Source organism: Mycetocola sp. Y444, from assembly GCF_059445295.1.
In genome coordinates this window covers 899940-924213 of sequence record NZ_JCAIUB010000001.1, presented here as the reverse complement: position 1 = coordinate 924213, position 24274 = coordinate 899940, and the positions used below count along the sequence as shown (strand labels likewise).

Below are 24274 nucleotides of genomic sequence, written 5' to 3'. Positions count from 1 at the left end.
GCTCTTAGTCGTCTTCTGACTGGAGTTCGGCCTGTACCTCAGGAGTGAGGTCGTAGTTGCTGTAGATGTTCTGCACGTCGTCAGAGTCTTCGAGCGCGTCGATCAGTTTAAAGATCTTTCGGGCTGTTTCAGCATCGACCTCGACCTTGAGATTCGGGACGAACGCGGCATCCGCGGAGTCGTAGTCGATCCCCGCGTCCTGCAGGGCAGTTCGCGTCGCCACCAGATCTGACGGGTCGGTGATGATCTCGAAGGTCTCGCCCTCGTTGACGACCTCTTCGGCACCCGCGTCGAGAACCGCAGCGAGAATGTCATCCTCTGTGGTGTTTGCAGCGGGAACCACGATGATGCCCTTGCGGGCAAAGTTATACGCGACGCTTCCCGGGTCACCCATCGTGCCGCCGTTGCGGCTCATCAGGGTACGAACGTCAGCCGCCGCGCGGTTCTTGTTGTCGGTGAGACACTCGATCAGCAACGCGACGCCGTTCTGTGCGTAGCCCTCGTACATGATCGTGGTGTAGTCGACGGCGTCTCCGGAGAGCCCGGCGCCGCGCTTGACGGCGCGATCGATGTTGTCGTTGGGGACCGAAGTCTTCTTGGCCTTCTGGATCGCGTCAACCAGGGTCGGGTTACCGGAGAGATCCGCGCCGCCCATCTTCGCGGCGACTTCAATATTCTTGATGAGCTTTGCGAACGATTTGGCACGGCGCGAGTCGGTGATCGCCTTCTTGTGCTTCGTCGTTGCCCACTTGGAGTGACCGGACATGTGCTCCCTTACTGGTTCTGTAACCGCACCATTCTAAATCACCCGGGCGTTTGGCGCTGGATTTCGATTATGCGGCGCGGATCTTGGCGAGAAAGTATTCGTGAAAGCGCGTGTCACCCGTCACTTCGGGGTGGAACGAGGTGCCGAGCAGGTTGCCCTGCTCGACGGCGACGACCCGTCCGTCGGCGAGGGCGGCAAGAGGGGTCGACAGAGGCCCCACTGACTCGACCACCGGTGCCCGGATGAACACGGCGTGAAGCGGATGTGCACCGATGGCGGGAATATCAAGATCGGTCTCGAACGACTCGGTCTGCGATCCGAACGCGTTCCTGCGCACTGCGACGTCGAGTCCGCCGAGCGACTGCTGGCCCCGGATACCGTCGACGATGGAATCCGCCAGCATGATGAGGCCCGCGCACGTGCCATAGACCGGCAGCCCGGCGCCAATGGCTTCTTTCAGGGGCTCAGCAAGACCGAACGCGCGCGACAGCTTGTCCATGACGCTGGACTCTCCGCCGGGGATCACGAGCCCGTCGACAGCGCTGAGTTCCTCTGGCCTCCGGACGAGTGAGACATCGGCACCCAGACCGCGGAGAACGTTCGCGTGTTCGCGGAAATCGCCCTGGAGGGCGAGGACGCCTACCGTCGGAGCGGGGCTACCAGCCACGCTCAGCGAGGCGGTGAGGTGCCGCGAGGTCGGAAACGTTGATGCCGACCATGGCCTCACCGAGTCCACGCGAGACCTCGGCGATGACCGTCGGGTCGTCGTAGAAGGTTGTCGCCTTCACGACGGCGGCAGCGCGCTTCTCGGGGTTGCCCGACTTGAAGATTCCCGAGCCGACGAAGACACCGTCTGCACCGAGTTGCATCATCATCGCAGCGTCCGCTGGTGTCGCCACACCGCCCGCTGTGAACAGGACAACGGGCAGCTTGCCGGTCTCTGCGATCTCGGCAACGAGTTCGTACGGAGCCTGCAGTTCCTTGGCTGCGACGTACAGTTCGTCCTTGGACATCGACGTCAGCTGCGCAATCTCGCTCTTGATCTTGCGGATGTGTTTGGTTGCCTCTGAAACGTCGCCGGTTCCGGCCTCACCCTTCGAGCGGATCATCGCCGCACCCTCGTTGATGCGGCGAAGCGCCTCACCGAGGTTGGTTGCACCACACACGAACGGAACGTTGAAGTCCCACTTGTCGATGTGATTGACGTAATCAGCCGGGCTCAGCACCTCGGACTCATCGATGTAGTCGACGTTGAGCGCCTGGAGCACCTGCGCCTCGACGAAGTGGCCGATGCGCGCCTTCGCCATCACGGGAATGGACACCTCAGCGATGATCGCCTCGATGAGGTCGGGGTCGCTCATGCGCGCAACGCCGCCCTGTGAACGGATGTCAGCGGGAACCCGCTCGAGCGCCATCACGGCGACGGCGCCGGCGTCTTCAGCAATGCGTGCCTGTTCCGGTGTGACGACGTCCATGATGACGCCACCCTTCAGCATTTCTGCGAGGCCGCGCTTGACGCGATTTGAGCCCTGTTCACCGGTGCTGGTGCTGTTCGTCATAGTGCTCAATCCTAGTTCGCTCTGGCACGGGGAAACCAGGTTGCCTGTTCCGGCAGTGTCAGCCTGTGGTTGTTGCCGGCCAGGCGTCGGCGATGGCTTTGCGCACGTCGCCGAGCAACTGCGGAAGGGCCTTCGTCTTCGCGATGATCGGCAGGAAGTTGGCGTCCTGCGCCCACCGCGGGACGACGTGCTGGTGCAGATGACCGGCAATGCCGGCCCCGGCAACAACACCCTGATTCATTCCAATGTTGAAGCCGTCGTTGCGGGAAACAGTCCTGACTACCCGCATCGCTGTCTGTGTCAGTTCTCCAATCTCAGCGACTTCTTCCGGCGTAGCCAAATCGTACGTCGAAATGTGACGGTAGGGACAGACGAGAAGATGTCCGCTGTTGTACGGGAACAGGTTCAGCAGGACGAACGCGTGTGTGCCCCTCGCGACGATGAGGCCATCTTCGTCTGACAGCGTCGGCGCGTGGCAAAACGGGCACTCGTGTTCGTCGGGCTGCTGCCCGTTCTGGATATAGACAAGACGGTGCGGTGTCCACAGGCGCTGGAACTCGTCGGGCACCCCGGCGAGATGTGCGGCCGACTCCACTGTCGCCCCGGGTCCGATCAACGGGTTACCCGCTGTCGGTTCCTGATCGGCGTAGTCGTCGAGACCTAGTCGAGCCATGCCGTGGAGACCTGCTCGTGTGACGCGATCGCTGAGACGATTTTCTCGATTGCGTCATCGACGGGGATGCCGTTCTGCTGCGTTCCGTCACGGAACCTGAAGCTCACAGCACCTGCGGCACGGTCGTCCTCTCCAGCGATGAGCTGGAACGGGATCTTGGCCTTGGTGTGGGTGCGGATCTTCTTCGGCATACGGTCGTCGCTGTGGTCGACCTGTACGCGGACGCCGCGCTTCTTGAGCCTGGCGGCGATCTCATCGAGGTACGGTGCGTACTCGTCTGCCACAGGGATGCCGATGACCTGGATCGGGCTCAACCACACCGGGAACGCACCGGCGTAGTGCTCGAGCAGGATGGCGAAGAACCGCTCGACCGAGCCGAGGAGCGCGCGGTGGATCATCGCAGGTCGCTGGCGTGTTCCGTCTGCGGCCGTGTACTCGAGTTCGAACAGCTCGGGCTGGTTGAAGTCGAGCTGCACCGTCGAGAGCTGCCAGGTGCGGCCGATGGCGTCGCGCGCCTGCACGGAGATCTTCGGGCCGTAGAACGCGGCTCCGCCTGGATCGTCGACGAGCTCGAGGCCCGAGTCGATGGCGACTTCGCGCAGAGTCTGTGTTGCTGTCTCCCAGACGTCGTCCTCACCGACGAACTTCTCCGGGTCCTTCGTGGAGAGTTCGAGGTAGAAGTCGTCGAGACCGTAGCCGCGGAGGGTCTCGAGAACGAACTGAAGCTGGCGACCCACCTCATCCTTGATCTGGTCCTGCGTGACGTAGATGTGGGCGTCGTCCTGGGTGAGGCCGCGCACGCGGGTCAGGCCCGAGAGCGTTCCGCTCTTCTCGTAGCGGTACACGGTCCCGAACTCGGCGAGACGGAGCGGGAGCTCACGGTAGCTGCGGCCACGCGAACGGAAGATCAGGTTGTGCATCGGGCAGTTCATGGGCTTCAGGTAGTAGTCCTGGCCCTGCCTCGTGACGTTGCCGTCGGCATCCGTCTCTTCGTCAAGGTGCATGGGCGGGAACATGCCGTCGCGGTACCAGTTGAGGTGCTGGCTGGTCTCGAACAGGTGCGCCTTGGTGATGTGCGGGGTGTTGACCAGCTCGTAGTCGTTCTGGATCAGCTGCTCGCGCAGGTAGTTCTCGATCTCAGACCTGATGATCCCGCCTTTGGGGTGGAATACGGCGAGGCCCGAACCGATCTCATCCGGGAAGCTGAACAGGTCGAGTTCGGCGCCGAGCTTGCGGTGGTCGCGCTTGGCGGCCTCTTCGAGCCGCGACTGGTAGGCACGCAGCTCGTCCTTCGTCGGCCATGCCGTCCCGTAGATGCGCTGCAGCTGCGGGTTCTTCTCCGAACCGCGCCAGTATGCGGCGGCAACCCGGGTCAGGGCGTAGCCATTGCCGATCATGCGGGTGTTAGGCAGGTGCGGGCCGCGGCAGAGATCTTTCCACTCGGTCTCCCCCGTCTTCGGGTTGACGTTGTCGTAGATGGTGAGCTCTGCTCCCCCGACCTCGACGTTCTCGTCGTTCTGGTCATCGCCTGCTCCACCCTTGAGGCCGATCAGTTCGAGCTTGTACGGCTCGTTCGCCAGCTCTTCCCGTGCCTCGGCGTCGGTCACGACCCGGCGAACGAAACGCTGGCCCTGCCGGATGATGCGGTCCATCTCCTTCGAGAGCGCCTTCAGGTCTTCGGGCGTGAACGAGTCGCGCACATCGAAGTCGTAGTAGAAGCCGTCGGTCACGGGCGGGCCGATACCCAGCCTGGCGTCGGGGTTCACCTTCTGCACGGCCTGCGCTAGAACGTGCGCGGCCGAGTGCCGGAGGATGCTGAGGCCGTCAGGCGAGTCGATGGTGACCGCTTCAACCTCATCGGTGTCGGTGATCGTGGTCGCGAGATCCTTCAGCTCGCCGTTGACGCGCATGGCGACAACAGACCGATCGGTGAATCTCTCGAATCCGTCAGACACGTGGTTTGCTCCTCTGAGTAGTAAGACCCTTCAACTTTAGCGCCGCCGAGACCGCCTGCCGCGCGCGGCGGAAGGTCGTGATTCGCTCTAGAGTGAAGCCATCCAACCCGAATCGGAGTGAATGCCAGTGCCTGCCACGCCAACCCGCCGGACGATTGCAGCGGTCGGGGCGTTCGTCGCCCTGAGCATCGTTCACCTCGTCGCACTGATCGGCGGCCTGCAGCCGCTCGCCGATGGAACCAAGCCGTTCCTGATGCCCGCTCTCGCTGTTGCCGTTCTGTCCGCCGGGGTGCTCAGGTTCGGCCGCGGGGCCTGGCTGCTGCTCGCGGCGCTCGCCCTGAGCTGCGCCGGTGACGTCGCACTGCTGTGGGATTCCAGTACCGCGTTCGTCATTGGCCTCTCCGCGTTCCTCCTGGCGCACCTCGCCTACATCGTGATCTTTGCCGGTTCCACCGGGACCGGAAGGCCGCGAGTGTGGAGCCTGGTCTACGTTGCCTGGCTGGTGGCACTGATGATCGTTCTGGTTCCCCATCTCGGCGCGCTGCTGGTTCCGGTCGTCGGTTACGGCCTGATCATCGCGGGCATGGCCATCACGGCGACCCGGTGCGCACCGAAAGTCATCGTCGGCGCGACACTCTTCCTGCTGTCCGACTCCGTACTGGCCATCAACCGATTCGTTCCCGATGCGAACCTGTGGCAGCCCGGCTTCCTGATCATGCTGACGTACATCGCGGGTCAGGCCCTGATCTCCTGGGGACTCGTCGAATCCTGGCGGGCGGGGACATCCCGGTTCGTGAACCGTGACTCCGGAAAGGTATCCGCATGACGCGCAACGACGAGGCCGTTGAACACTTCACGCGGGACGACCTGACGATGCGCGTTCGACGTCGCGAGGCCCAATCCGCCGCGGCCGGCGAGAACGTCGTCGTCCTCGTGCACGGCATCGGGACCTCGTCGAGATACTTCACCCGGCTCGCCGAGGACCTCTCGGGGTCAGCGACCGTCATCTCGGTCGACCTGCCCGGCTTCGGCCCGAATCGACGGCCGCGCCGCCAACTCGCTGTGGAAGATTTCGGCACGCTCCTCGCCGACTACTTCAGCCATGCCGGCCTGGTCTCCCCCGTGCTCGTCGGTCACTCGATGGGCGCGGAGATCGTCGTCGACGCCGCACTGCGTCACCCGGTTTCAGGCGTGACGCTGATCGGGCCGGTCGTCGACGAGCGCGCCAGGAGCGCGTGGCGGCAGGGTATGCGTCTTTTTCGCGACACCTTCCACGAGACCCCGGGAGCCAACTGGATTGTGTTCTCCGACTACCTGCGGAGTGGCATCCGCTGGTTCTTCACTGAACTGCCTGCCATGCTCGCGTATCGCACCGAGGAGCATCTGCCTCGCGTCCAGGCGCCGGTGCTGATCATTCGCGGAGACCAGGATCCGGTCGCCCCCCAGGGCTGGGTCGATTCACTCGGACGCCAGGGGCGCTTTACGCGCGTTGTCTCGGTGCCCGGAGGCGGCCACGTCGTGCAGCACACTCAGTCGGCTGCGGTTGCCGCGGAGATACGCCTGTTGATCTCGGGCGACTCCCGCCTCACTCAGCAGGAAGTGCAGCCTGCTTACCCCAGCGCTTTCGAGGACGAGGCTGCGGAGCGATAGGCACCGGGCGGGGGTCCCGCCACACCTTGATGATGGCCCACGTCACCGCAGCGATCGGGACAGCGAGAACCGCTCCGATGATGCCGGCGACGATGGTGCCTGCGGTCAGGGCTACGAGGATGACGAGTGGGTGCAGCTTGAGCGACTGCGCCATCACGACGGGCTGCAGGAAGTTGCCCTCGAGCTGGTTCACGCCGACGGCGATGGCGATCACGATGAGGGCGATCACCGGGCCATTGTCGGTTCCGACGAGAGCGACGAGAGCGGCAAGAACGCTCGCGACAGTCGCTCCGACGAGCGGCACGAAGCTCGCGACGAAGACGATCACGGCGAGCGGGAGGGCAAGCGGCACCCCGAGGATGACGAGGCCGAGCCCAATGAAGAACGCGTCGACGAACGCGATGATCGCTGTTCCACGAACGTAACCGCCGAGCACGCGAACCGCGGTGTGGCCGATGCGGTGTCCTCGCTCGAGGGCCGCTCCCTTGAACGGACGGAGGAAGAACTCCCAGATCGTGTCGCCGTCCTTGAGGAAGAAGAACAGGATCACCAGAACGAGCACAGCCCCGGTGATGATGTTCGCCGCGGCGGAAACGCCAGCGAGCGCTCCTGAGCCGAACTGGGCGCTCGTGACGAAATCGATGACGGCATCCCGTGCCTCTTCGATCTGTTTCTGATCAATCGGGAGAGGGCCGGTGAGCAGGTAGTCATAAAGGCGTTCGATGCCCTCGACCGCTGAGTCGGCGAGTTCGCCCCACTGGTTCCTCACGGCGAAGACGATGAGCGTGACCACGCCGCCGAAAATCAGGATGCCGCTGAGCAACGCGACCCACGCGGCGAGAATGGGCGGCATGAAGCGACGCAGCCAGCTGATCACGGGTGCAGCAGCCGCGGCAATGACGATTGCGATCAGCAAGGGGATGACCACGAGCTTGAGCTGCATCATGCCGAGGACGACGACGGCTGCGAGAGCAATGATCGCGAGGATCTGGATGCTCCTGACTCCGACAGTCCCCAGCCGGTCGGTCCACAGCGTGCGGAGGGAGGGTCGTTCGCCATCGATGTCTGTGCTCATGGCCCCAGCCTAGTTAGTGCGCACACCCGCGCACGGTACTTGCGGTGGGACCTGTCGTCAAGGTATGGACTCGGCTGCTCGGCGGCGCGTACAAAGGAGGGATGAAGGCACTTACCTGGCAAGCAAAACGTTCAGTTTCTGTTGAAACAGTCCCCGATCCCGTGATTCAGGAACCGACGGATGTCGTCATCCGCGTCACATCCGCCGCGATCTGCGGCTCGGATCTGCACCTCTACGAAACGTTCGGACCATTCCTGCACAAGGGCGACGTTCTCGGACACGAGACCATGGGCGTCGTTGAAGAAGTGGGCTCGGCTGTCACCCGCCTCTCCCCCGGTGACCGCGTGGTCATTCCGTTCGTCATCGCCTGCGGCCACTGCTACATGTGCTCCCGGGGGCTCCACTCGCAGTGCGAGACAACGCAGAACACTGACCAGGGCACCGGCGCATCCCTCTACGGTTACACCGAGCTCTACGGTTCAGTGCCGGGAGGGCAGGCCGAGCGTCTGCGTGTACCGCTCGCGGACTTCAATGCCACGAAGGTCGGACACGATCTGCCCGACGACCGCTACCTCTTCCTGAGCGACATTCTGCCAACGGCCTGGCAGGGAGTGAAGTACGCGAACCTGCCCGATGACGGCATCCTGACGGTGATGGGCCTCGGGCCCGTCGGTCAGTTCGCTGCACGTATCGGCAAATACCTCGGCCACCGCGTGCTCGCGGTCGAGCCGGTTCCCGAGCGGCGCGCGATGGCGGAGCGCTACGGCGTCGAGACCTTCGACCTCACCGATGATGTGGTCGAGCGCCTGCGTGACGCAACCGACGGCCGGGGCGCCGACAGCGTGGTTGAAGCCGTCGGCATGGAGGCGCACGGCAGCCCCGGCGCTGCTTTCGCCCAGGGGGCAGTCGGCCTCCTGCCCGATGGAATCGCCAAGAAGCTGATGGACACCGTCGGCCTCGACCGGACGGCGGCGCTCTACGCGTCGTTCGATTCCGTTCGCCGCGGCGGCACTGTGTCGCTCAGCGGCGTCTACGCGGGAGAGGCTGACCCGTTCCCGATGAAGACCCTCTTCGACAAGCAGGTCGGGATCCGGATGGGCCAGTGCAATGTGCAGCACTGGCGCGACGAGTTGATCCCGCTCGTCGAGGACCCCTCCGATCCGCTCGGTGTCGAAGACCTCGTGACGCACCGGGTTCCCCTCGACAAGGCACCGGAGATGTACGAGATGTTCCAGAAGAAGGAAAACGGCTGCATCAAGGTGGTGCTGAAGCCGTAACCCCGCCGAACGCATCACTTCCGGTCGAGCACATCAGTTCCGCCTGGTGTTCTCGACCGGAACTGATGCTTTCGCACTAGGAGTGGCCGAGGCCAAATGGTCGCTCGCGGAACGCACAGCAGGACACACGGATGCCGACGTCGCCTTCCTCCGGATGCCGGTCGCGCGGGTCACCGCAACCCTCTAGAAGAGCAGAGCCACGAGTGCCACGAGCGGTGGCACGGTCTCGGAGATCGCACCCCCGATGCCCGTGCCGCGCTCACGACCGAGCGCCATGCGGTCGGCGGCGAACAACACGACACCGCTCAGCACCATGAACAGGCAGATGTAGACGACGAGTGTCATGCCGACCGTGACGCCTCCCGTTGCCCACAGAACGACCCCGGTGATCAGGCCAAGCGCGAGGAAGAGGTTGTAGAAGCCGACACAGAATGCCCACAGGTGCACGGCGGGAACATCCGTCGTGGCGACGGCAAACACCTTCTGGTGAACGCCGGGCCGGGTGAACAGCACTGACTCCCAGGCGAAGACGAGGATGTGGATGCCCGCAGCGAGTAGCGCGAACACCCACACCACGATTGTCATGTCACAGCCTCCGTTTCCATGGAGACGTCGTGCCGGCCAAGGACGGCGAGGACGTCAGTCATTGATTCCTCGAGCGGCCGGTCGTGGGGCACCGAGGCGTCGAGGTCGGCGTGGAACCGGCCCATCCCGCCGGTGAGGGCGAAGACGAGGAACCGCGCCGTCGGAGTCAGCACGGTGAATGTGTGCAAAGCGCCGGGTGGGATGGCGACGGATGCTCCCGGGCCGAGTTCATAACCCTGCTGTTCGATCTGAACCAGGATTCTGCCCGAGAGCATGTAGTACGTCTTGCCCCACCCCGTGCGGTGCAGCGGGGTCGCAGCGTTCCGGTCTGAGGACGTTGACGCGCCGTTGGGCGCATCGATCTCGAAGAGCTCGTAGGCGTCTTCGGTGTGACGACTGTCCACCTTGACGGTAAGGGTGGCGTCTGGCGCGTACAGCCGGGCACCATCGCCCGCGTCGGTGAATTGCGGTAAGGAGTTCATGCCGCAACGCTAGGCAGCCCTCAAGCCGCCGACCATCCCAGAAATCGGGGAATGACGGGCCAGCGCCCAGGTGCGATACTGGGCGCATGTGGGAGGAACGTGCCTACCGCGCCCGTCGGGACATCACAGCGCTGGCCACAGCGGGGCTGAGCGTGAGTGACCTGCACGCCGAGGCGATCCGCATTATCGGTCGTGATGTGAAGGCTGAGCTGACCTGCTGGGCGACGATCGATCCCGAAACGCTCGTGATCAGCACGATGACGAGCGGCGAGACACGGGTTCCTGCCCGGTTCGAACCGTTGCTTGCCGACGCCGAGTACTCCGGGAGCGAACCACACACCTTCGCCTCGATGGCGAAGCGCAAGGAGGCGCTCACGCGGATGTCCGACCTCCCCCTGCGTGAACACGGCGCGAGCGCGCGCTACCGCAACGTCTGGCGCCCGCTGGGGGTGAAGGAAGAGGTCCGGGTGCTGTTCGACTGCGGTGGTGCCTGCTGGGGCGGGGCCGGCCTCGTGCGTGCCGGCATGGACTTCACGAACCGTGAACTGGAATACCTCGCCGCCCTCGCGCCGGTGATCGCCGGAGCGACTCGGTCAGCGGTGCGCTCAGAGCTGGCTGGAAGCGGACCCGGTGTGGCGCCGGCAATCGTGCTTCTTGACGCCAGCGGTGAGCTTCGTTCGGCGACCCCGGAGGCGAAACTCTGGGAGGCCCAGGTCAACGAGGGCGAACCCGGCCGGTTCATGCTGATGATGCGGATCATGGCGCTGGGCGCGAGGGGCACGACAACCGGTGCGTTCCGCGCCACTGTGCGTGACGGCCACGGCGGCTGGGCGCTCCTGCAATCCAGCCTGCTCGTCGGCGACGACACCGACGACGTGGCCATCTCGATCGCGTCAGCAGGTGGTGAGCAGCTCACCTCGATGCTTCTCGTCGCTTACGGACTGTCTCCGCGGGAGTGCGAGGTGTGTCGTGAGGTGATGTCCGGGCATCCCACCGCGGTCATCGCGCGTCGACTGTTTGTCTCCCAAAACACGGTGCAGGATCACCTCAAGTCAATATTTCTCAAGACCGGTGTTCGCAGTCGTGGCGAACTCGTGGCCCGGCTTCGGCCGCGGCAGGAATCGGCGGACGAGGAACTGCTGCAGAAATAGTCGTGGGTTAACGACAGAAGCCCGGACATTTCTGTCCGGGCTTCTTCTGTGTGAGCGATACTGGGATCGAACCAGCTGAACCGCGTCGCATGCGGTTCAGAGGGCGCTGGCTCGATCCTCGGGTTAACGACAGAAGCCCGGACATTTCTGTCCGGGCTTCTTCTGTGTGAGCGATACTGGGATCGAACCAGCGACCTCTTCCGTGTCAGGGAAGCGCGCTACCGCTGCGCCAATCGCTCAAGGTCATTCAATTTTACTTCATTCGAGTGGTGAGGTGGCGACGGGATTCGAACCCGTGTGGACGGCTTTGCAGGCCGCTGCCTCGCCTCTCGGCCACGCCACCGCGTGTGGGGTTGCCCACATGCCGTGGTCAGTCGAAAGACTGACCCCAAACACTCGAGCGGATGACGAGATTCGAACTCGCGACCCTCACCTTGGCAAGGTGATGCGCTACCACTGCGCCACATCCGCATTGCCGGTATCTCTCCGGCTTTGCTACTCGCATTTCTGCGTGCGTTGAAGACTCTACTTGATGTTTCCCCGAGAAACCAAATCGAGTCGCTCGGGTCTTTTTCGTGTCGTTGTGAGAACGGATGCCACGGCCAAATGGTCTGCGAGACGCCTCTCGGTCGGCTAACATAAGACGGCGTTGTGAACTTCTTGCGAGTTCATTACGGGCGATTGGCGCAGTTGGTAGCGCGCTTCCTTCACACGGAAGAGGTCATCGGTTCGAGTCCGGTATCGCCCACCACCAAGGCTCGCGGATTCCGCGGGCCTTTCTTCGTTTTACGAGGTTGTCCTGCTCCGGACCGTGTGTCCGCTGCCCGGGGCTCCCCACTCGCCTCTCGCGTCCCCCTGAGCATTCCTGTGCCGGTCTTCCTGGGAAAGCCCACCGGGAGCTATCCGTCGATCTGGGCGGTCTACGAGTGGATCGACGGTTCGCCATACACCGACGATTCCGTTGAGGACGAGGCTGCCGACGCCGGGGCCCTCGCGGACTTCGTCACCCACCTGCGTCGCATCGACGTCGCTGATGCGCCCAGTGCGGGACGGAGGCCCCTCGCCGAGCTCGATGCGATGACTCGGGAGGCCCTCACCGCATCGGGTGACCTCATCGACGCAGGAAAGGCACTGACGGCGTGGAGTCATGCGCTCACGGCACGGTGTGGGACGGCACTCCCGTGTGGATTCACACCGACCTGTTGCGACCCAACCTGCTCGTACGCGACGGGCGGATTACGGCGGTCATCGACTGGGGTGGCGCCGGAGATCCGGCAGCCGATGTGATTGCCGCGTGGACCGTCTTCGGCTCGACCGGCCGCGCGGCGTTCAGAGCGGCTCTCGATGTCGACCAACAAACACTGGACCGCGCGCGCGGATTCGCCCTCCATCAGGCGGCGATGATCATTCCTTACTACCGAACCTCGAACCCGGCCTTCGTCTCGAGTGCAGTCCGCACCGTCGAGCAGGTCATCGCCGACTTTTCCTAGTCGCGAGACGGCTCCGCGGTGGGGATGATGCGCAGGACCACCGATTTGTCCGCCACCGACCGTCGAAGTTTTCCCGCTGCCCGGATGGCCCTGTATCGCGCGCCGTACTTCCGCTCAAGCGCGGCGTCGATCACCGCGCGGCTCTCGGCGTCCTCGAGGACGCTGGCCGTCCCGGTGAGCGCCGTGGCTCCTGGCCGAACGCTCCCCCGTACGTCGCACGGCAGAAGGTGTACCGACGGGTTGTTGCGGATTCGTTTCACTTTGCCGGATTCGCCTGAGGTGGTCACGAGCAGGCCACCGAGACCCTCAACCACCCACACAGGCGTCGAAACAGGCGCACCCGTTGACCGGAAGGTCGTCAGCAGTACATAGGGCTCAACTGACAGGTCGTTGGTTACCGGCGGGCCAGCGGAGTGCGTGTTGGTCATGGGTGACGAGCCTAGCCCGATGAACCCGGGCCGGTGCCGACCCCAACAGGTTCGACACCGGCCCGAGCGATCGACACAAAAGTGTCAGCCCAGGTACTTGTTCAGCAGCGGACTGGTCACCGTCACCCTGGTGAGCTTGCCAAGGGACATCGGAGGATTCGAATTATCCATCGCCAGTGCATCACGCGTCACATAGATGCTGGTGCCGACGATTTCGATAGCCGCTGGCGCGGCGACAGGCAATGCCGCGACCGGCCTTCCGCCCCACGGCAACACGAGCGAAACCTGGCCGGTTCCACGCGGCCCACCGAACAACTCAGTCACGAGGATCACCCCGGTGCTCTGCGACACCGCGAGGCCGGTGGTGCCCACGAATCCGGTTGCAACCGTCACGATCTGCCCGGATGCCGGATTCACCTTGATGACGGAACCGCGCATACCCAGACTCGCGTCCTCAGGTCCGCCGGGGAGCGACGTCACGTACAACCAGCCGTCAGGCCCGACCTCAACGTCGGTGGGAACACCCTCGAACCTGTATGAACCGCCAACGGAGCAGGCAGGGAATCCGAACTGCCCTGCAATCTCGGCGGTGACGACGACGGGAGCGGTAGCGGGAAGAACCGCGACCGTCGAGACCGAACCGTCGTAGCCCACCCTGAGAATGGCGTTTGCCCCGGCATCCGCGACGTACACGCCGTCGGCCGTGGCGGCCGAAGCGTACGGGTGCGTATCGACGATTCCCGTGTACGCGGGCGGACCAGCTGGCCCCGCCGGGTCGAACTGGTCGAGGCAGGACTGCGGAAGATCGACGAAGCCGTAACTGTTCGACTGGTCTGGATTCGTCTCATTCTCGTGGGCGAAGAGGTCAGCAACCTGAACCGGCGCACCCTGGCCGGTCACGCTCATGAGATACGCACTCGAGTGGGTCTGTGGCTCGAGCTGGGCGTAATAAATCGTGCCGCCCCGGCTCGACACCGCGCTGATCTCCAGCCCGGGGGCGCTTGCGACGGTCGAGGTCGATTTGTCGGGGTTCACTCGCGTCAGTACGCCAGCGAAGTTCTGCGTGACATAGGCCACCCCGGTGCTGTCGACCTCGAGTGAAAGCGGCGTTGTCAGCCCCGTCGCAAGTGTGGTTTGGGAAACACTGACCGGTGGCGCTGAGAGGGCGGTCGCCGGGGAGGCAATCGCCACGGTGGCAAGGGCCGCGGCAGCGGTCGCCGCGGTCACTCTCAATAATCTCACTTCGATACTCCCTTTGCTTGGAAACAAAACAGAGAAGCCACGAGGTCATCGCTGGGTTTCGGCGCTGGGCAGGAGTCTGGGGCAGGAGTTCGGGGCAGAGAGACTAACGCATCATTGCGAGTCCATCATGAAGCACTCTCACATTTGGGAAGCGTACTCACGATCCGGACAGTTGTCGAGGCTCCGAATCGGCAGAAACGTAACTGGTCGTCACGAGAATCGGGCGGTGGTCGGAAGCGCCGCGCGGCAGTGTCTTCACGTCGTCGATGCCCATGTTGACGGAGGTCACGAAGTCGAAGTGCCCGCGGAAGATCTTGTACCTGGAGTACGTCCTGGCGTTGCTGAGCGAGAGCTCGTACCCCATTTCCTGGATCCGGCGACGCAGGTTGTTCTTGAAGATCGGGTAGTTGAAATCTCCGACCATCACGGTGGGGATGCCAGCGGCCAGCGAGCCAAGCTCCCGGTGAGCCGTGGAAATCTGCTTCCGCCGCAACGAGTTGGGGGCGGTCAGCGGTGCAGCGTGGAACGACGCAACCAGGATCTCGCGCTCGGCCTCCCTGTCGTAGAGGCGTGACGCGATCAGTCGCTCGTTCGCCGGTGAAAACAACTTGTCGTGCATCGACTTCTTGAGCTCGAACGCCGTAGTATCCCCGATGGTAAATCGGTCTTCGTTCGCATAAATGGCGAGGCCGAGCCGATTCGCCTTTGTCGCGTCGGCGAGGCGCAGGTGCCCCACCTTCTCGGGCAGAAGAACCGCATCCGCTTCCTGAAGGCAAAGCACGTCGACGTCATAGAGGCGTTCGATGTCGACGAGCTCTGCGCTGGCGGCGTGCTTGCGAAGGTTATAACTGACGATTCTGATGAGCTGTCCCCCGGTATGGCGAAAGTGCTATTGCACAAATTGTAGTAAGGCAGGATGTGGATTTAGTGCCAGCTGTAGCGGTCCCTGAGAGCGGCCGCAACGCCGACGTAGGAACTCTTGTCGATGGCGGCTGCCTCTCGTCGCATTCCGGCCGGGGATACGCGGAACACCCGTCCGACGTTGACCCAGCTGGGCCGGCCTTGCTGGTCCCACGGCCCGCTCCCGATGGACACGAAGTCGCGTGAACCGTCGTGGGGTTTCGAGGTGAGCTGCACGGCAAGGCGAGTGCCCGCCCGCTCTTCGGCGACGATCAGCACCGGGCGGTCCTTTCCTCTGCCGTCGCGTTCCTCGTACGGCACCCACGTCCACACGATCTCGCCGGGGTCCGGATCCCCGTCGGTTGACGGCACGTAGGTCATCCGCACCCTGCCGATCGACGTTGGGTCCACCTCGACGGTGGCGAACTCGCCGGACCTGCCCTGCTCGTCCAGGCCGCGCTGCTGCCGCTGCACCGGGGTCGATCGGGCATCCGACCCCGCCACTTTCGCCGTTTGCCGTTTCAGCGAGCCGACCAGCGAGCGAAGAACGCTCCCGAATGAACTCATGGCACTCTCTTCCCGACGTGATCCGGCGCCATCCAGCGCCGCCGACCGACCATCCTAATCACCCGCACGTCTGAACGGCCGCACGTCCGCACGATCCGCACGCCTGGGCATCCGCACGCCTGGGCATCCGCAGATTCGTCTCAGCACAGCAGAACGGGATGCCGCCGTCAGGCGACACCCCGTTCTGTCATGGACGCTCTGCGCGTCAGACCACTTCGAGCGTCAGACCACTTCGAGGGCGTAGCCCTCTTCGCCGTGAACGCTCGTGTCGACGCCTGCGATTTCGTCTTCGTTCTTCACCCGGAAGCCCAGCGTCTTCTGGATCGCGAAGCCGATGGCGAGTGCCACGATGAACGAGTAGGCGAGGACCGCGAATGCTGCGATCGCCTGGACGATCAGCTGCTCGAAGCCGCCACCGAGGAACAGGCCGGTGTTGGTAGCGAAGAACCCGAGGTACAGGGTTCCCACGAGACCACCGACGAGGTGGATGCCGACAACATCGAGCGAGTCATCGAATCCGAACTTGAACTTCAGTTCGATGGCGAGGGCACACACGGCACCGGTGATGACACCGAGGAGGAGGGCCCAGCCCGGCGTGAGGTTCGCACAGGCCGGTGTGATGGCGACGAGGCCGGCGACGGCTCCCGATGCAGCTCCAACGCTCGTTGCCTTGCCGTCCTTGAGTTTCTCGACAATGAGCCAGCCGATGATGGCCGCTGCGGTCGCACCGAGGGTGTTGATCACGATCAGTCCGACGTTCTCGAGACCGTTCAGCCACTCGGCACCGGCGTTGAACCCGAACCAGCCGAACCAGAGGATCGATGCACCGAGGAGAGTGAGGGGAACGTTGTGCGGCTTCTGGATTCCCTTCTGGAAACCGACACGCTTGCCGAGAACGAGGGCGAGTGCGAGCGCCGCAGCACCAGCGTTGATGTGAACAGCCGTTCCACCCGCGTAGTCGATGACCCCGATTCCTGCGTCTTCACCGAAGAGCGTTGTGCCGAGGTTCATGATCCAGCCACCGCCCCAGACCCACGCGGCGATCGGGAAGTACCCGATAGTCGCGAAGATGCCGGCGAAGATCATCCAGGCACCGAACTTTGCGCGGTCTGCGATGGCTCCGGAGATGAGCGCGATAGTGATGATGGCGAAGGTCGCACCGTATGCGGCGCCAACCAGGTCAGTGTTGCCCGACTCGCCCTGCGCGAGGGCGGTGAGTCCGAAGTCGGCGAAGGGGTTGCCGGCAAAATCGGTGGGGTTTGCCACAGCGCTCATGTTGAATCCGTAGAGGATCCACAGCACGCTGATCAGGCCGAGCGCCCCAAAGCTCATCATCATCATGCTGATGACGCTCTTCGCTTTGACGAGGCCGCCGTAGAAGAATGCGACGCCGGGGGTCATCACCAGTACGAGTGCTGTCGCGGTGATCCCCCAGGCAATGCTGCCGGTGTCCATATCGTGTCCTTAGTTCTCTCGAGTGCATCGGGCTGACCGAGACTGACGCGCTGGGCGCTTGTCGGTGTGGGTTCAGCTTGCGCTCCGGAGGTTTCGGACGCGGTGCATTCGATGTTTCGGGACTGTTACGGAGGTCCTGCCTGTGTAAAACCCGTGTTACGCGCCCCTACGAACCTCTCGTCAGTGCGATCATCCGCGACATGGAACGCAGGTACTTCTTGCGGTAGCCACCGGAGAGCATGTCTCCCCCGAACACCTCATCAAGGGGAACACCCGTCGCGTGGATCGGGATCTGTGCGTCATAGACCCGGTCGATGAAGGCGACGAGGCGAAGCGCCTCCGTCTGCGACTGGAGTTCGTGGACGTCCCGCAACCCGATCTCGTCGAGACCGGAGATGAGCTTGATGTACCGCGACGGGTGCACGCCGGCGAGATGACCGATCACCGTGTCGAAGCTGTCGTCTGAGACCGTCTTTCCGGATTCCATCGCCGCGGTGAGTCGTGACTCATACTCGTTGCTGTCGACGGCTGCCGCGTGACCCTCGATGGACCGTCGGCGGTAGTCCTCCCCGTCGATCCTGAGCGTGGTGAAGTGATCGGACATCGCGTGGATCTCGCGCAGGAAGTCAGCGGCGGCGAAGCGCCCCTCGCCGAGCGCGTTCGGCGGGGTGTTCGAGGTGGCGGCGATCCGTGTTCCGGATGCCACGAGCTCGGTGAGCAGTCGCGTCATCATCATCGTGTCGCCCGGGTCGTCGAGTTCGAACTCGTCGATGCAGATGAGCGTCGAGCCGCGAAGCGATTCGACCGCATTGGCGTAGCCAAGGGCACCGACGAGCGCCGTGTACTCGATGAACGTGCCGAAATACTTGCGCGGGCCGGGAGCCGCGTGCCAGAGCGCCGCAAGGAGGTGCGTCTTACCGACGCCGAAACCACCGTCGAGGTACACACCTGGCTTCACATCCGGCGTCTTCTTCTTCCGGCCGAAGAACCCGCCGGATGACTTCGCGGCGCCCCAGCTGCCGGCGAACGCGCCGAGCAGGTCGACAGCCTCCTGCTGTGATGCGAACGCGGCATCCGGGCGGTAGCTCTCGAAGCTGGCATCCGCGAACTGAGGTGGCGGCGTCAGACTCGCCGCAATCTCAGCCCCTGTGGTCTCGGGATTGCGATCCGCGATGCTGACGCGGACGGAGGACGAAAGGTTTGTCATGGGAGAATACCTCGTGTGTCGAAGTCTTACGGCGGGGTATGACTTCAGCCGCAATCGTGCGTAATTCCGCTCATCAAGCGGAGTTTCCAGCCTAATCCCCCGCGTGCCGCCCACGGAACGCTCGCGAGATACAACCTCCGGAGGTAGCCCATGTCTGTCGAACGCGACTCATCGACCGAAAAGTTCGACGAATACGCGCACCCGGAACGCCTGGTCTCGACCGGGTGGCTTCAGGAACGCCTCGGCCAGCCAGGACTCGTCGTCGTCGAATCGGATGAGGACGTGCTTCTGTACGAAACCGGCCACATTCCCGGCTCGGTCAAGATCGACTGGCACACAGACCTCAACGACCCGGTGCAGCGCGACTACATCAACGGTGAAGCGTTCGCCGAACTGATGTCTGCCAAAGGCATCGCCAGGGATGACACGGTCGTCATCTACGGTGACAAGAACAACTGGTGGGCCGCGTACACGCTGTGGGTGTTCACCCTGTTCGGGCACAACGACGTCCGACTCCTCGATGGCGGGCGCGACAAGTGGATCGCTGAGGGGCGAGACTTCACGACGGATGCCACCACAAGAGAGCCCGTCGAATACCCGATCGTCGAGCGCGATGACTCGGTGATCCGGGCGTATAAAGACGACGTCCTCGCCCACCTCGGCAATCCCCTGATCGATGTCAGGTCGCCTGAGGAGTACAGCGGCCAGCGGACAACCGCTCCCGCGTACCCGGAAGAGGGCGCACTCAGGGCCGGTCACATCCCGACCGCGAAGAACGTGCCATGGGGCCAGGCCGTGGCACCAGACGGCACGTTCAAGCCGCTCGCCGAGTTGACCGCCGTCTACAAGGACGGTGCCGGCCTGTCCGATGGGGACTCGGTTGTCGCGTACTGCCGGATCGGTGAGCGCTCGAGCCACACCTGGTTCGTGCTGCACCACCTGCTCGGCTTCTCCGACGTTCGCAACTACGACGGTTCGTGGACCGAGTGGGGCAGCGCCGTTCGCGTTCCCATCGCCGTCGGTTCAGAGCCGGGTGACAGGCTCTGATGGCAGAATCGAACCGATGACCGAGATTACGCTCCCCGCCCAGCTCGCCGAGATTCGCGACGACTTCCTCGAACTCGACGAGAAATCGCGCCTGCAGCTCCTGCTCGAGTTCTCGCAGGAACTCCCGGAGCTGCCTCCGCACTATGCCGATCACGAGGACCTGCTCGAACGGGTCATCGAGTGCCAGTCTCCCGTCTACATCTTTGTGGACGTCACTGACGGTGCCGTCCACCTGCACGCGACCGCACCACGTGAGTCACCGACGACGCGGGGATTCGCCAGTATTCTTGCGCAGGCCATCGAGGGACTGAGCCCGGAAGAGGTCCTCGCGATTCCGGACGACTTCCCCCAGATGCTCGGCCTCACCCGGATCGTGTCACCGCTTCGCCTCAACGGGATGAACGGAATGCTGCGGCGCATCAAACGCCAGTTGTCGGAGCGGGTCGCCGCTTAGGAGCACAAGACTGGAGTTGCCGCGCGGATCAGTGCTCGGCGAGCCATTCCCTGATGGACCGGTTCCACCGATCGGCGTCGAAGTTCCAGAGCTTCGTGTGCCGAGCGGTAGAGAACGGCACAAAGGTAGCAAGGTCCGAGCGCTTCTCAGCGAGCCGTCGCGCACCGTCCGCCGGGACGAAGCCGTCGTCGTCGCTGTGCAGCACGAGCATCGGCGTGGTGAGTTCATCCGCCCTGTCGACCATATTGAGCGCGGGAAAGTTGAGGGCGGAGTGCTGGCCGGTCAGCGCTCTGCCCCAGTCGTTACTGATCGCCGCGATCGCTGCTCGCCGAACCGCGACCGGGATGCGCCCGGCGTCAGCCTGGTAGTCGAGCACGTTGCCCCAGTCGACAACGGCCGACTCGAGGATCAGCCCGGAGATGAGGTCGGCTCGGTCTGCCCTGAGGGATGCCTGGAGCGAGATGACCCCGCCCATCGACCAGCCCATGAGGACGACGGTTTTCGCGCCGTGCGTCGCAGCGAACTCGAGAGCGGCCTCGACGTCCTGCCATTCGGTATCGCCGAGCCCGTAAAGCCCGTCGCTGCTCCTGGGCGCATCCCCGTCGTTGCGGTAGGAGATGAGCAGCGCCGTGCACCCTGACTCGTGCAGCACCGGCACAGCGCGAAGGCACTCGCTGCGAGTCGTGCCCCTGCCGTGCACGGCGATGACCCAGCGATCAGAATCCGGATCGGCGGGAAACAGCCAGGCGGGTGCCGGTCCGACCTCGGTCTGAATAATCTCCTCGCTCCACGGAAGTCCGAGCTCGTCCGGGCGGGAGTAATACCAGCCACTGAAAGTCGCGGGTCCCGACGTCGGCAGGTCGTCGAGTTCTTCTCTGTCATTGAGCAGCGCGCGGGTGACGGTGGATGCGTCCTGCGTCAGGATCGGGCCGAGCTTCAGATAACGCCCGGCCGGCCCGAACCACAGGCCATACCTGCCCGGCAGGTCGGTATCCGGATTGCGGACGAGGGTGATGGTCGCCGCACCGGGATCAAGGGACGTGACTACCGTCTCCTGCGCTCGCTTCGTCGCTGGGGTCACCACGCGCCTCGCGACGGCCGATACCAGGAGAACGGATGCCGTTGCGGCTGTCGCGATGAACCCGCCGACAGTGAGCGAGATTTTCAGTGCCGCTCTTCGCGGACGGGTGGCCGGCTCGACGGCGTGGCTGTGACGATTCATTGGCAAGTAACTCTAGTCTGCAATCGTGGCAGACAGACTCACAGGCGCCGAGGTTCCGGCGGCGTTCGCCCGTGCACTCGAATCGGTGCGCGGCGCCCAGGCGCGCTCAGAACTCAGCGTGCACGAAATTCCTGCCCCCGGCAACCTGGCGCCGTTCGCTGTCGCCCTCGCGGCGGATGTCACCCCCACCAGGCACGGTGCCGATTCCGAGCTTGGCACCGGGCGGTTCATCCTGCTCTACGACCCGGAAGAGCCTGAGGCGTGGGGCGGCCCGTTCAGGGTCGTCTGCTTTGCCCAGGCCCCCCTCGAAACGGAAATCGGGCTTGATCCTTTCCTCGCCGATGTGGCGTGGTCCTGGCTCGTGGATGCCCTCAATGCCAGGGGCGCCCGGTACGCTTCGGCGTCAGGAACGGCCACAAAAATTCTGTCGACCGGGTTCGGCGAACTTAGCCTCCAGCCCGACGGCGCCCAGATAGAGTTGAGGGCGTCCTGGACGCCGCTCGAAGACGATGTGTCCTCCCACGTGGAAGGCTGGGGCGAGCTGCTGTGCATGCTCGCCGGGCTTCCGCCAACAACCGAAGGTGTAACCCTGTTGTCTAGCCGCAGGACGGCACGTGACTGACCGTCACGTCATCGATAGCGAGGACGAGTACCTCGACGCAATCACGAAGATCGAAGCGGGTCACGGGCCCATCGCTGTCGACGCTGAGCGAGCGAGCGGATACCGCTACTCCCAGCGCGCATACCTGATCCAGGTCTTCCGCCGCGGCGCAGGAGTGTTCCTCTTCGACCCACCCGCCATCGGCCGCTTCGACGCACTCAACGACGCCATTCGCGACGAAGAGTGGATCATCCACGCGGCAAGCCAGGATCTGGCCTGCCTCCGCGAGGTCGGTCTCGACCCCAGCCGGATCTTCGACACCGAGCTCGCCAGTCGGCTTCTCGGCCTCGATCGCGTCGGCCTCGGCTCCGTCGTCGAAGAACTTCTCGGCATTCACCTTGCGAAGGAGCACTCCGCCGCCGATTGGTCGACCCGGCCGCTCCCCGAATCCTGGCTCGAGTACGCGGCCCTCGACGTCGAACTTCTCGTCGACGTGCGCGACAAGCTCGATGCCATGCTGACCGAGTCAGGGAAGCAGGAGATCGCGGCACAGGAGTTCGAGGCGACGAGGCTTCGCCAGCCGAAGCTCGTTCGCCAGGATCCGTGGCGCCGGTTGTCCGGCCTGCACGGCGTCCGCGGCGCCAGGAGCCTCGCCGTCGCGCGGGAGTTGTGGACGGCGCGGGACACCCTCGCGCGCGAGCGCGACGTCGCTCCCGGCCGTCTGGTCCCGGATGCCTCACTCGTCGCGGTGGTCAAGGCACAGCCTCGCTCGAGCGCAGCGCTCGCCGCCATGCGTGATTTCAAGGGTCGCGCGAGCCGTACCGAACTTCCGGTGTGGTGGGCCGCTCTCGAGCGCGGCCTCACCACTGATGACCTCCCGCCACTCAGGCCCGCGTCGAGTGATGTCCTCCCTCCTGCCCGCAGCTGGTCCGAGCGGAACCCCGAAGCTGACGCGAGGCTCAAAGCCGCGCGAACAGCTCTCGCCCTCGTCGCGGAGTCGCTCTCGATCCCGCTCGAGAACGTCCTCACCCCCGAGATGCTCCGCCGACTCGCGTGGACTCCCCCGGTACCTCTTGACGCTGGGGCGGTGGGCGACGCCCTTCGCGAACTCGGCGCTCGCGAGTGGCAAATTGAAGCTACTGCACAGACGATCGCCCTTGCCTTTGTAGAAGGTAACCAAACGGCATCCGAACCGCAGAAAAGCGAGTCGTAGGAAGGGTCAAAGGATGCGGCGGAGATTTTGGCCGCTTCTAGGATCGAATCCGAATCCGATAATTGGGAGGCAAAGTGGCCGAAATAGCTGACGTCTTTTTTGTTGATGGAGTGCGGACCCCCTTTGGTCGCGCCGGACAAAAAGGAATGTACTGGAACACCCGTGCAGACGACCTGGTCGTCAAGGCGATGATCGGGTTGCTCGAACGCAACCCCGACGTTCCCAAAGACCGAATCGACGAGGTCGCCATTGCCGCGACCACCCAGCAGGGTGACCAGGGCTTGACCCTCGGCCGCACGACGGCACTTCTCGCGGGGCTGCCGCAGTCGGTTCCCGGCTACGCGATCGACCGTATGTGTGCCGGTGCAATGACGGCAGTAACCCAGGTTGGCAGCGCCATCGGGTTTGGCGCGTACGATTTCGCCATCGCCGGTGGAGTCGAACACATGGGCCGGCACCCGCTCGGGGCTGACGCCGACCCGAACCCTCGGTTCATGACCGAGAAGCTGGTCTCAGCGGATGCACTCGACATGGGAAAGACGGCCGAGCGTATTCATGACCGCTTCCCGCACCTGACCAAGGAGCGGGCTGACCGCTTCGGCATGCGCAGCCAGCACAAGCTCCAGGCCGCATACGAGGCCGGCAAAATCCAGCCGGACCTCATTCCCGTCGCCATCCGCAGCGAGTCGGGCTGGGGCCTGGCAACACGCGACGAGGGTGCGCGACCCGAGACCACCATGGAGGGGCTGGCTAACCTCAAGACGCCGTTCCGCCCGCACGGCCGCGTCACAGCAGGAACCGCATCACCGCTCACCGACGGCGCGACGGTGAGCCTCCTCGCCGGTGGATCCGCTGTCAAGGAGTTCCGCCTGAAGCCCAAAATGCGCATGGTGAGCTTCGCCTTCGCCGGCGTTGAGCCGGAGATCATGGGCCTCGGTCCTGTGCCGTCCACCGAGAAGGCACTGAGGAAAGCCGGGCTGACGATCGACGACATCGGCCTGTTCGAGCTCAACGAGGCATTTGCCATCCAGGTACTCGCTCTCCTCGACCACTTCGGCATCGATGACGACGATCCCCGCGTCAACCAGTGGGGCGGCGCTATCGCCGTCGGCCACCCGCTCGCGGCATCCGGTGTCCGGCTCATGAACCAGCTGGCAGCGCAGTTCGCCGAGCGTCCCGATGTGCGTTACGGCCTGACGGCGATGTGCGTCGGGCTTGGCCAGGGTGGCAGCGTCATCTGGGAGAACCCGAACTGGAAGGGAAAGAAGTAACCGC

At 64.1% G+C, this 24274-nt stretch carries 25 protein-coding genes, 4 tRNA genes and 1 pseudogene; 12 read left to right on the top strand and 18 right to left on the bottom strand.

From position 1 onward, the window contains the following. Positions 1-4: 4 nt before the first annotated feature. From AC1C2M_RS04415 to thrS, 5 genes are all read right to left on the bottom strand, one after another. On the bottom strand, positions 5-766 hold the full coding sequence (locus AC1C2M_RS04415; RefSeq protein WP_483404194.1) for a YebC/PmpR family DNA-binding transcriptional regulator: 762 nt from the start codon (positions 764-766) through the stop codon (positions 5-7). Positions 767-833: 67 nt separating this feature from the next. Beyond that, positions 834-1433, bottom strand: a complete 600-nt coding sequence (gene pdxT / locus AC1C2M_RS04410; RefSeq protein WP_495435387.1) for a pyridoxal 5'-phosphate synthase glutaminase subunit PdxT — start codon at positions 1431-1433, stop codon at positions 834-836. After that, positions 1423-2325, bottom strand: coding sequence for a pyridoxal 5'-phosphate synthase lyase subunit PdxS (gene pdxS, locus AC1C2M_RS04405; protein ID WP_483404196.1), 903 nt, complete (start codon positions 2323-2325; stop codon positions 1423-1425). Before pdxS ends, pdxT begins: the two co-directional genes overlap by 11 nt. Positions 2326-2383: 58 nt before the next feature. Further along, positions 2384-2998: an HIT family protein gene (locus AC1C2M_RS04400; RefSeq protein WP_483404197.1), complete on the bottom strand. Its 615-nt coding sequence runs from the start codon at positions 2996-2998 to the stop codon at positions 2384-2386. Further along, positions 2986-4908 (bottom strand): threonine--tRNA ligase, encoded by a 1923-nt coding sequence (gene thrS / locus AC1C2M_RS04395; RefSeq protein WP_483404960.1) that lies wholly within the window; start codon positions 4906-4908, stop codon positions 2986-2988. Before thrS ends, AC1C2M_RS04400 begins: the two co-directional genes overlap by 13 nt. 166 nt (positions 4909-5074) lie before the next feature. Between thrS and AC1C2M_RS04390 the strand changes: the two genes are divergently transcribed. Further along, positions 5075-5779, top strand: a complete 705-nt coding sequence (locus AC1C2M_RS04390) for a lysoplasmalogenase (RefSeq protein WP_495435386.1) — start codon at positions 5075-5077, stop codon at positions 5777-5779. Further along, positions 5776-6603: an alpha/beta fold hydrolase gene (locus tag AC1C2M_RS04385; RefSeq protein ID WP_495435385.1), complete on the top strand. Its 828-nt coding sequence runs from the start codon at positions 5776-5778 to the stop codon at positions 6601-6603. The genes AC1C2M_RS04390 and AC1C2M_RS04385 overlap by 4 nt, the downstream gene beginning before the upstream one ends. Here AC1C2M_RS04385 and AC1C2M_RS04380 read toward each other — a convergent pair. Continuing rightward, on the bottom strand, positions 6539-7678 hold the full coding sequence (locus tag AC1C2M_RS04380; RefSeq protein WP_495435384.1) for an AI-2E family transporter: 1140 nt from the start codon (positions 7676-7678) through the stop codon (positions 6539-6541). The genes AC1C2M_RS04385 and AC1C2M_RS04380 overlap by 65 nt on opposite strands. Before the next feature lie 101 nt (positions 7679-7779). Between AC1C2M_RS04380 and AC1C2M_RS04375 the strand changes: the two genes are divergently transcribed. Then, a complete protein-coding gene (locus tag AC1C2M_RS04375; protein WP_495434012.1) occupies positions 7780-8955 on the top strand; it encodes a zinc-dependent alcohol dehydrogenase in 1176 nt (391 codons plus the stop codon). 183 nt (positions 8956-9138) lie between these two features. Here AC1C2M_RS04375 and AC1C2M_RS04370 read toward each other — a convergent pair whose 3' ends face one another. Together AC1C2M_RS04370 and AC1C2M_RS04365 are read right to left on the bottom strand one after the other, a co-directional pair. Next, complete coding sequence (locus tag AC1C2M_RS04370; RefSeq protein WP_495435383.1) at positions 9139-9540, bottom strand: DUF1304 domain-containing protein; 402 nt, start codon at positions 9538-9540, stop codon at positions 9139-9141. Next, complete coding sequence (locus AC1C2M_RS04365) at positions 9537-10022, bottom strand: cupin domain-containing protein (protein ID WP_495435382.1); 486 nt, start codon at positions 10020-10022, stop codon at positions 9537-9539. The genes AC1C2M_RS04370 and AC1C2M_RS04365 overlap by 4 nt, the downstream gene beginning before the upstream one ends. 86 nt (positions 10023-10108) lie before the next feature. Between AC1C2M_RS04365 and AC1C2M_RS04360 the strand changes: the two genes are divergently transcribed. Beyond that, positions 10109-11173, top strand: a complete 1065-nt coding sequence (locus tag AC1C2M_RS04360) for a helix-turn-helix transcriptional regulator (protein ID WP_495435381.1) — start codon at positions 10109-10111, stop codon at positions 11171-11173. A 167-nt stretch (positions 11174-11340) separates the two neighbouring features. On the opposite strand, the gene AC1C2M_RS04355 is transcribed toward AC1C2M_RS04360, so the two are convergent. The 3 genes from AC1C2M_RS04355 to AC1C2M_RS04345 form a co-directional block, all read right to left on the bottom strand. Then, positions 11341-11412, bottom strand: a tRNA-Val gene (locus tag AC1C2M_RS04355). 33 nt (positions 11413-11445) lie between these two features. Then, positions 11446-11516, bottom strand: a tRNA-Cys gene (locus AC1C2M_RS04350). A gap of 56 nt (positions 11517-11572) precedes the next feature. Beyond that, positions 11573-11644: transfer RNA gene (locus tag AC1C2M_RS04345), tRNA-Gly, on the bottom strand. Between the two features lie 204 nt (positions 11645-11848). On the opposite strand from AC1C2M_RS04345, the gene AC1C2M_RS04340 reads away from it, so the two are divergent. The 3 genes and pseudogenes from AC1C2M_RS04340 to AC1C2M_RS04330 all read left to right on the top strand — a co-directional run bounded on the left by AC1C2M_RS04340 (position 11849) and on the right by AC1C2M_RS04330 (position 12663). Continuing rightward, a tRNA-Val gene (locus AC1C2M_RS04340) sits at positions 11849-11924 on the top strand. 62 nt (positions 11925-11986) lie between these two features. After that, positions 11987-12271, top strand: a pseudogene (locus AC1C2M_RS04335) (phosphotransferase); the annotation flags it as partial. Positions 12272-12312: 41 nt separating this feature from the next. Further along, the gene (locus tag AC1C2M_RS04330) at positions 12313-12663 is read left to right on the top strand and encodes a phosphotransferase (protein WP_495435380.1); all 351 of its coding nucleotides are present in this window, start codon (positions 12313-12315) and stop codon (positions 12661-12663) included. Here AC1C2M_RS04330 and AC1C2M_RS04325 read toward each other — a convergent pair. The 6 genes from AC1C2M_RS04325 to zapE all read right to left on the bottom strand — a co-directional run bounded on the left by AC1C2M_RS04325 (position 12660) and on the right by zapE (position 18462). Then, entirely contained in the window at positions 12660-13091 is a 432-nt protein-coding gene (locus tag AC1C2M_RS04325; protein ID WP_495435379.1) for a PPOX class F420-dependent oxidoreductase, read from the bottom strand. The genes AC1C2M_RS04330 and AC1C2M_RS04325 overlap by 4 nt on opposite strands. 84 nt (positions 13092-13175) lie before the next feature. Further along, on the bottom strand, positions 13176-14318 hold the full coding sequence (locus AC1C2M_RS04320) for a ScyD/ScyE family protein (RefSeq protein WP_495434017.1): 1143 nt from the start codon (positions 14316-14318) through the stop codon (positions 13176-13178). Positions 14319-14490: 172 nt separating this feature from the next. Then, on the bottom strand, positions 14491-15195 hold the full coding sequence (locus AC1C2M_RS04315) for an endonuclease/exonuclease/phosphatase family protein (protein ID WP_495435692.1): 705 nt from the start codon (positions 15193-15195) through the stop codon (positions 14491-14493). A 62-nt stretch (positions 15196-15257) separates the two neighbouring features. Beyond that, complete coding sequence (locus tag AC1C2M_RS04310) at positions 15258-15800, bottom strand: type II toxin-antitoxin system PemK/MazF family toxin (RefSeq protein ID WP_495435378.1); 543 nt, start codon at positions 15798-15800, stop codon at positions 15258-15260. 222 nt (positions 15801-16022) lie between these two features. Then, entirely contained in the window at positions 16023-17255 is a 1233-nt protein-coding gene (locus AC1C2M_RS04305; protein WP_483404208.1) for an ammonium transporter, read from the bottom strand. 166 nt (positions 17256-17421) lie between these two features. Continuing rightward, positions 17422-18462, bottom strand: coding sequence for a cell division protein ZapE (gene zapE, locus AC1C2M_RS04300; protein WP_483404209.1), 1041 nt, complete (start codon positions 18460-18462; stop codon positions 17422-17424). Positions 18463-18612: 150 nt separating this feature from the next. Here zapE and AC1C2M_RS04295 point away from each other — a divergent pair, with 150 nt between their 5' ends. Together AC1C2M_RS04295 and AC1C2M_RS04290 are read left to right on the top strand one after the other, a co-directional pair. After that, the gene (locus tag AC1C2M_RS04295; protein WP_495435377.1) at positions 18613-19509 is read left to right on the top strand and encodes a sulfurtransferase; all 897 of its coding nucleotides are present in this window, start codon (positions 18613-18615) and stop codon (positions 19507-19509) included. Between the two features lie 16 nt (positions 19510-19525). Continuing rightward, entirely contained in the window at positions 19526-19963 is a 438-nt protein-coding gene (locus tag AC1C2M_RS04290) for a SufE family protein (protein ID WP_495435376.1), read from the top strand. Positions 19964-19991: 28 nt separating this feature from the next. On the opposite strand, the gene AC1C2M_RS04285 is transcribed toward AC1C2M_RS04290, so the two are convergent. Next, on the bottom strand, positions 19992-21185 hold the full coding sequence (locus AC1C2M_RS04285) for an alpha/beta hydrolase family protein (RefSeq protein WP_495435375.1): 1194 nt from the start codon (positions 21183-21185) through the stop codon (positions 19992-19994). Positions 21186-21210: 25 nt separating this feature from the next. Here AC1C2M_RS04285 and AC1C2M_RS04280 point away from each other — a divergent pair, with 25 nt between their 5' ends. From AC1C2M_RS04280 to AC1C2M_RS04270, 3 genes are all read left to right on the top strand, one after another. Further along, positions 21211-21807, top strand: coding sequence for a DUF3000 domain-containing protein (locus AC1C2M_RS04280; protein ID WP_483404213.1), 597 nt, complete (start codon positions 21211-21213; stop codon positions 21805-21807). After that, entirely contained in the window at positions 21800-22999 is a 1200-nt protein-coding gene (locus AC1C2M_RS04275; protein WP_495435374.1) for a ribonuclease D, read from the top strand. The genes AC1C2M_RS04280 and AC1C2M_RS04275 overlap by 8 nt, the downstream gene beginning before the upstream one ends. A gap of 74 nt (positions 23000-23073) precedes the next feature. Continuing rightward, positions 23074-24270 carry a thiolase family protein gene (locus tag AC1C2M_RS04270; protein WP_108391082.1) on the top strand — a complete coding sequence of 399 codons (1197 nt, stop codon included), beginning with the start codon at positions 23074-23076 and terminating at the stop codon, positions 24268-24270. Positions 24271-24274: the final 4 nt, after the last annotated feature.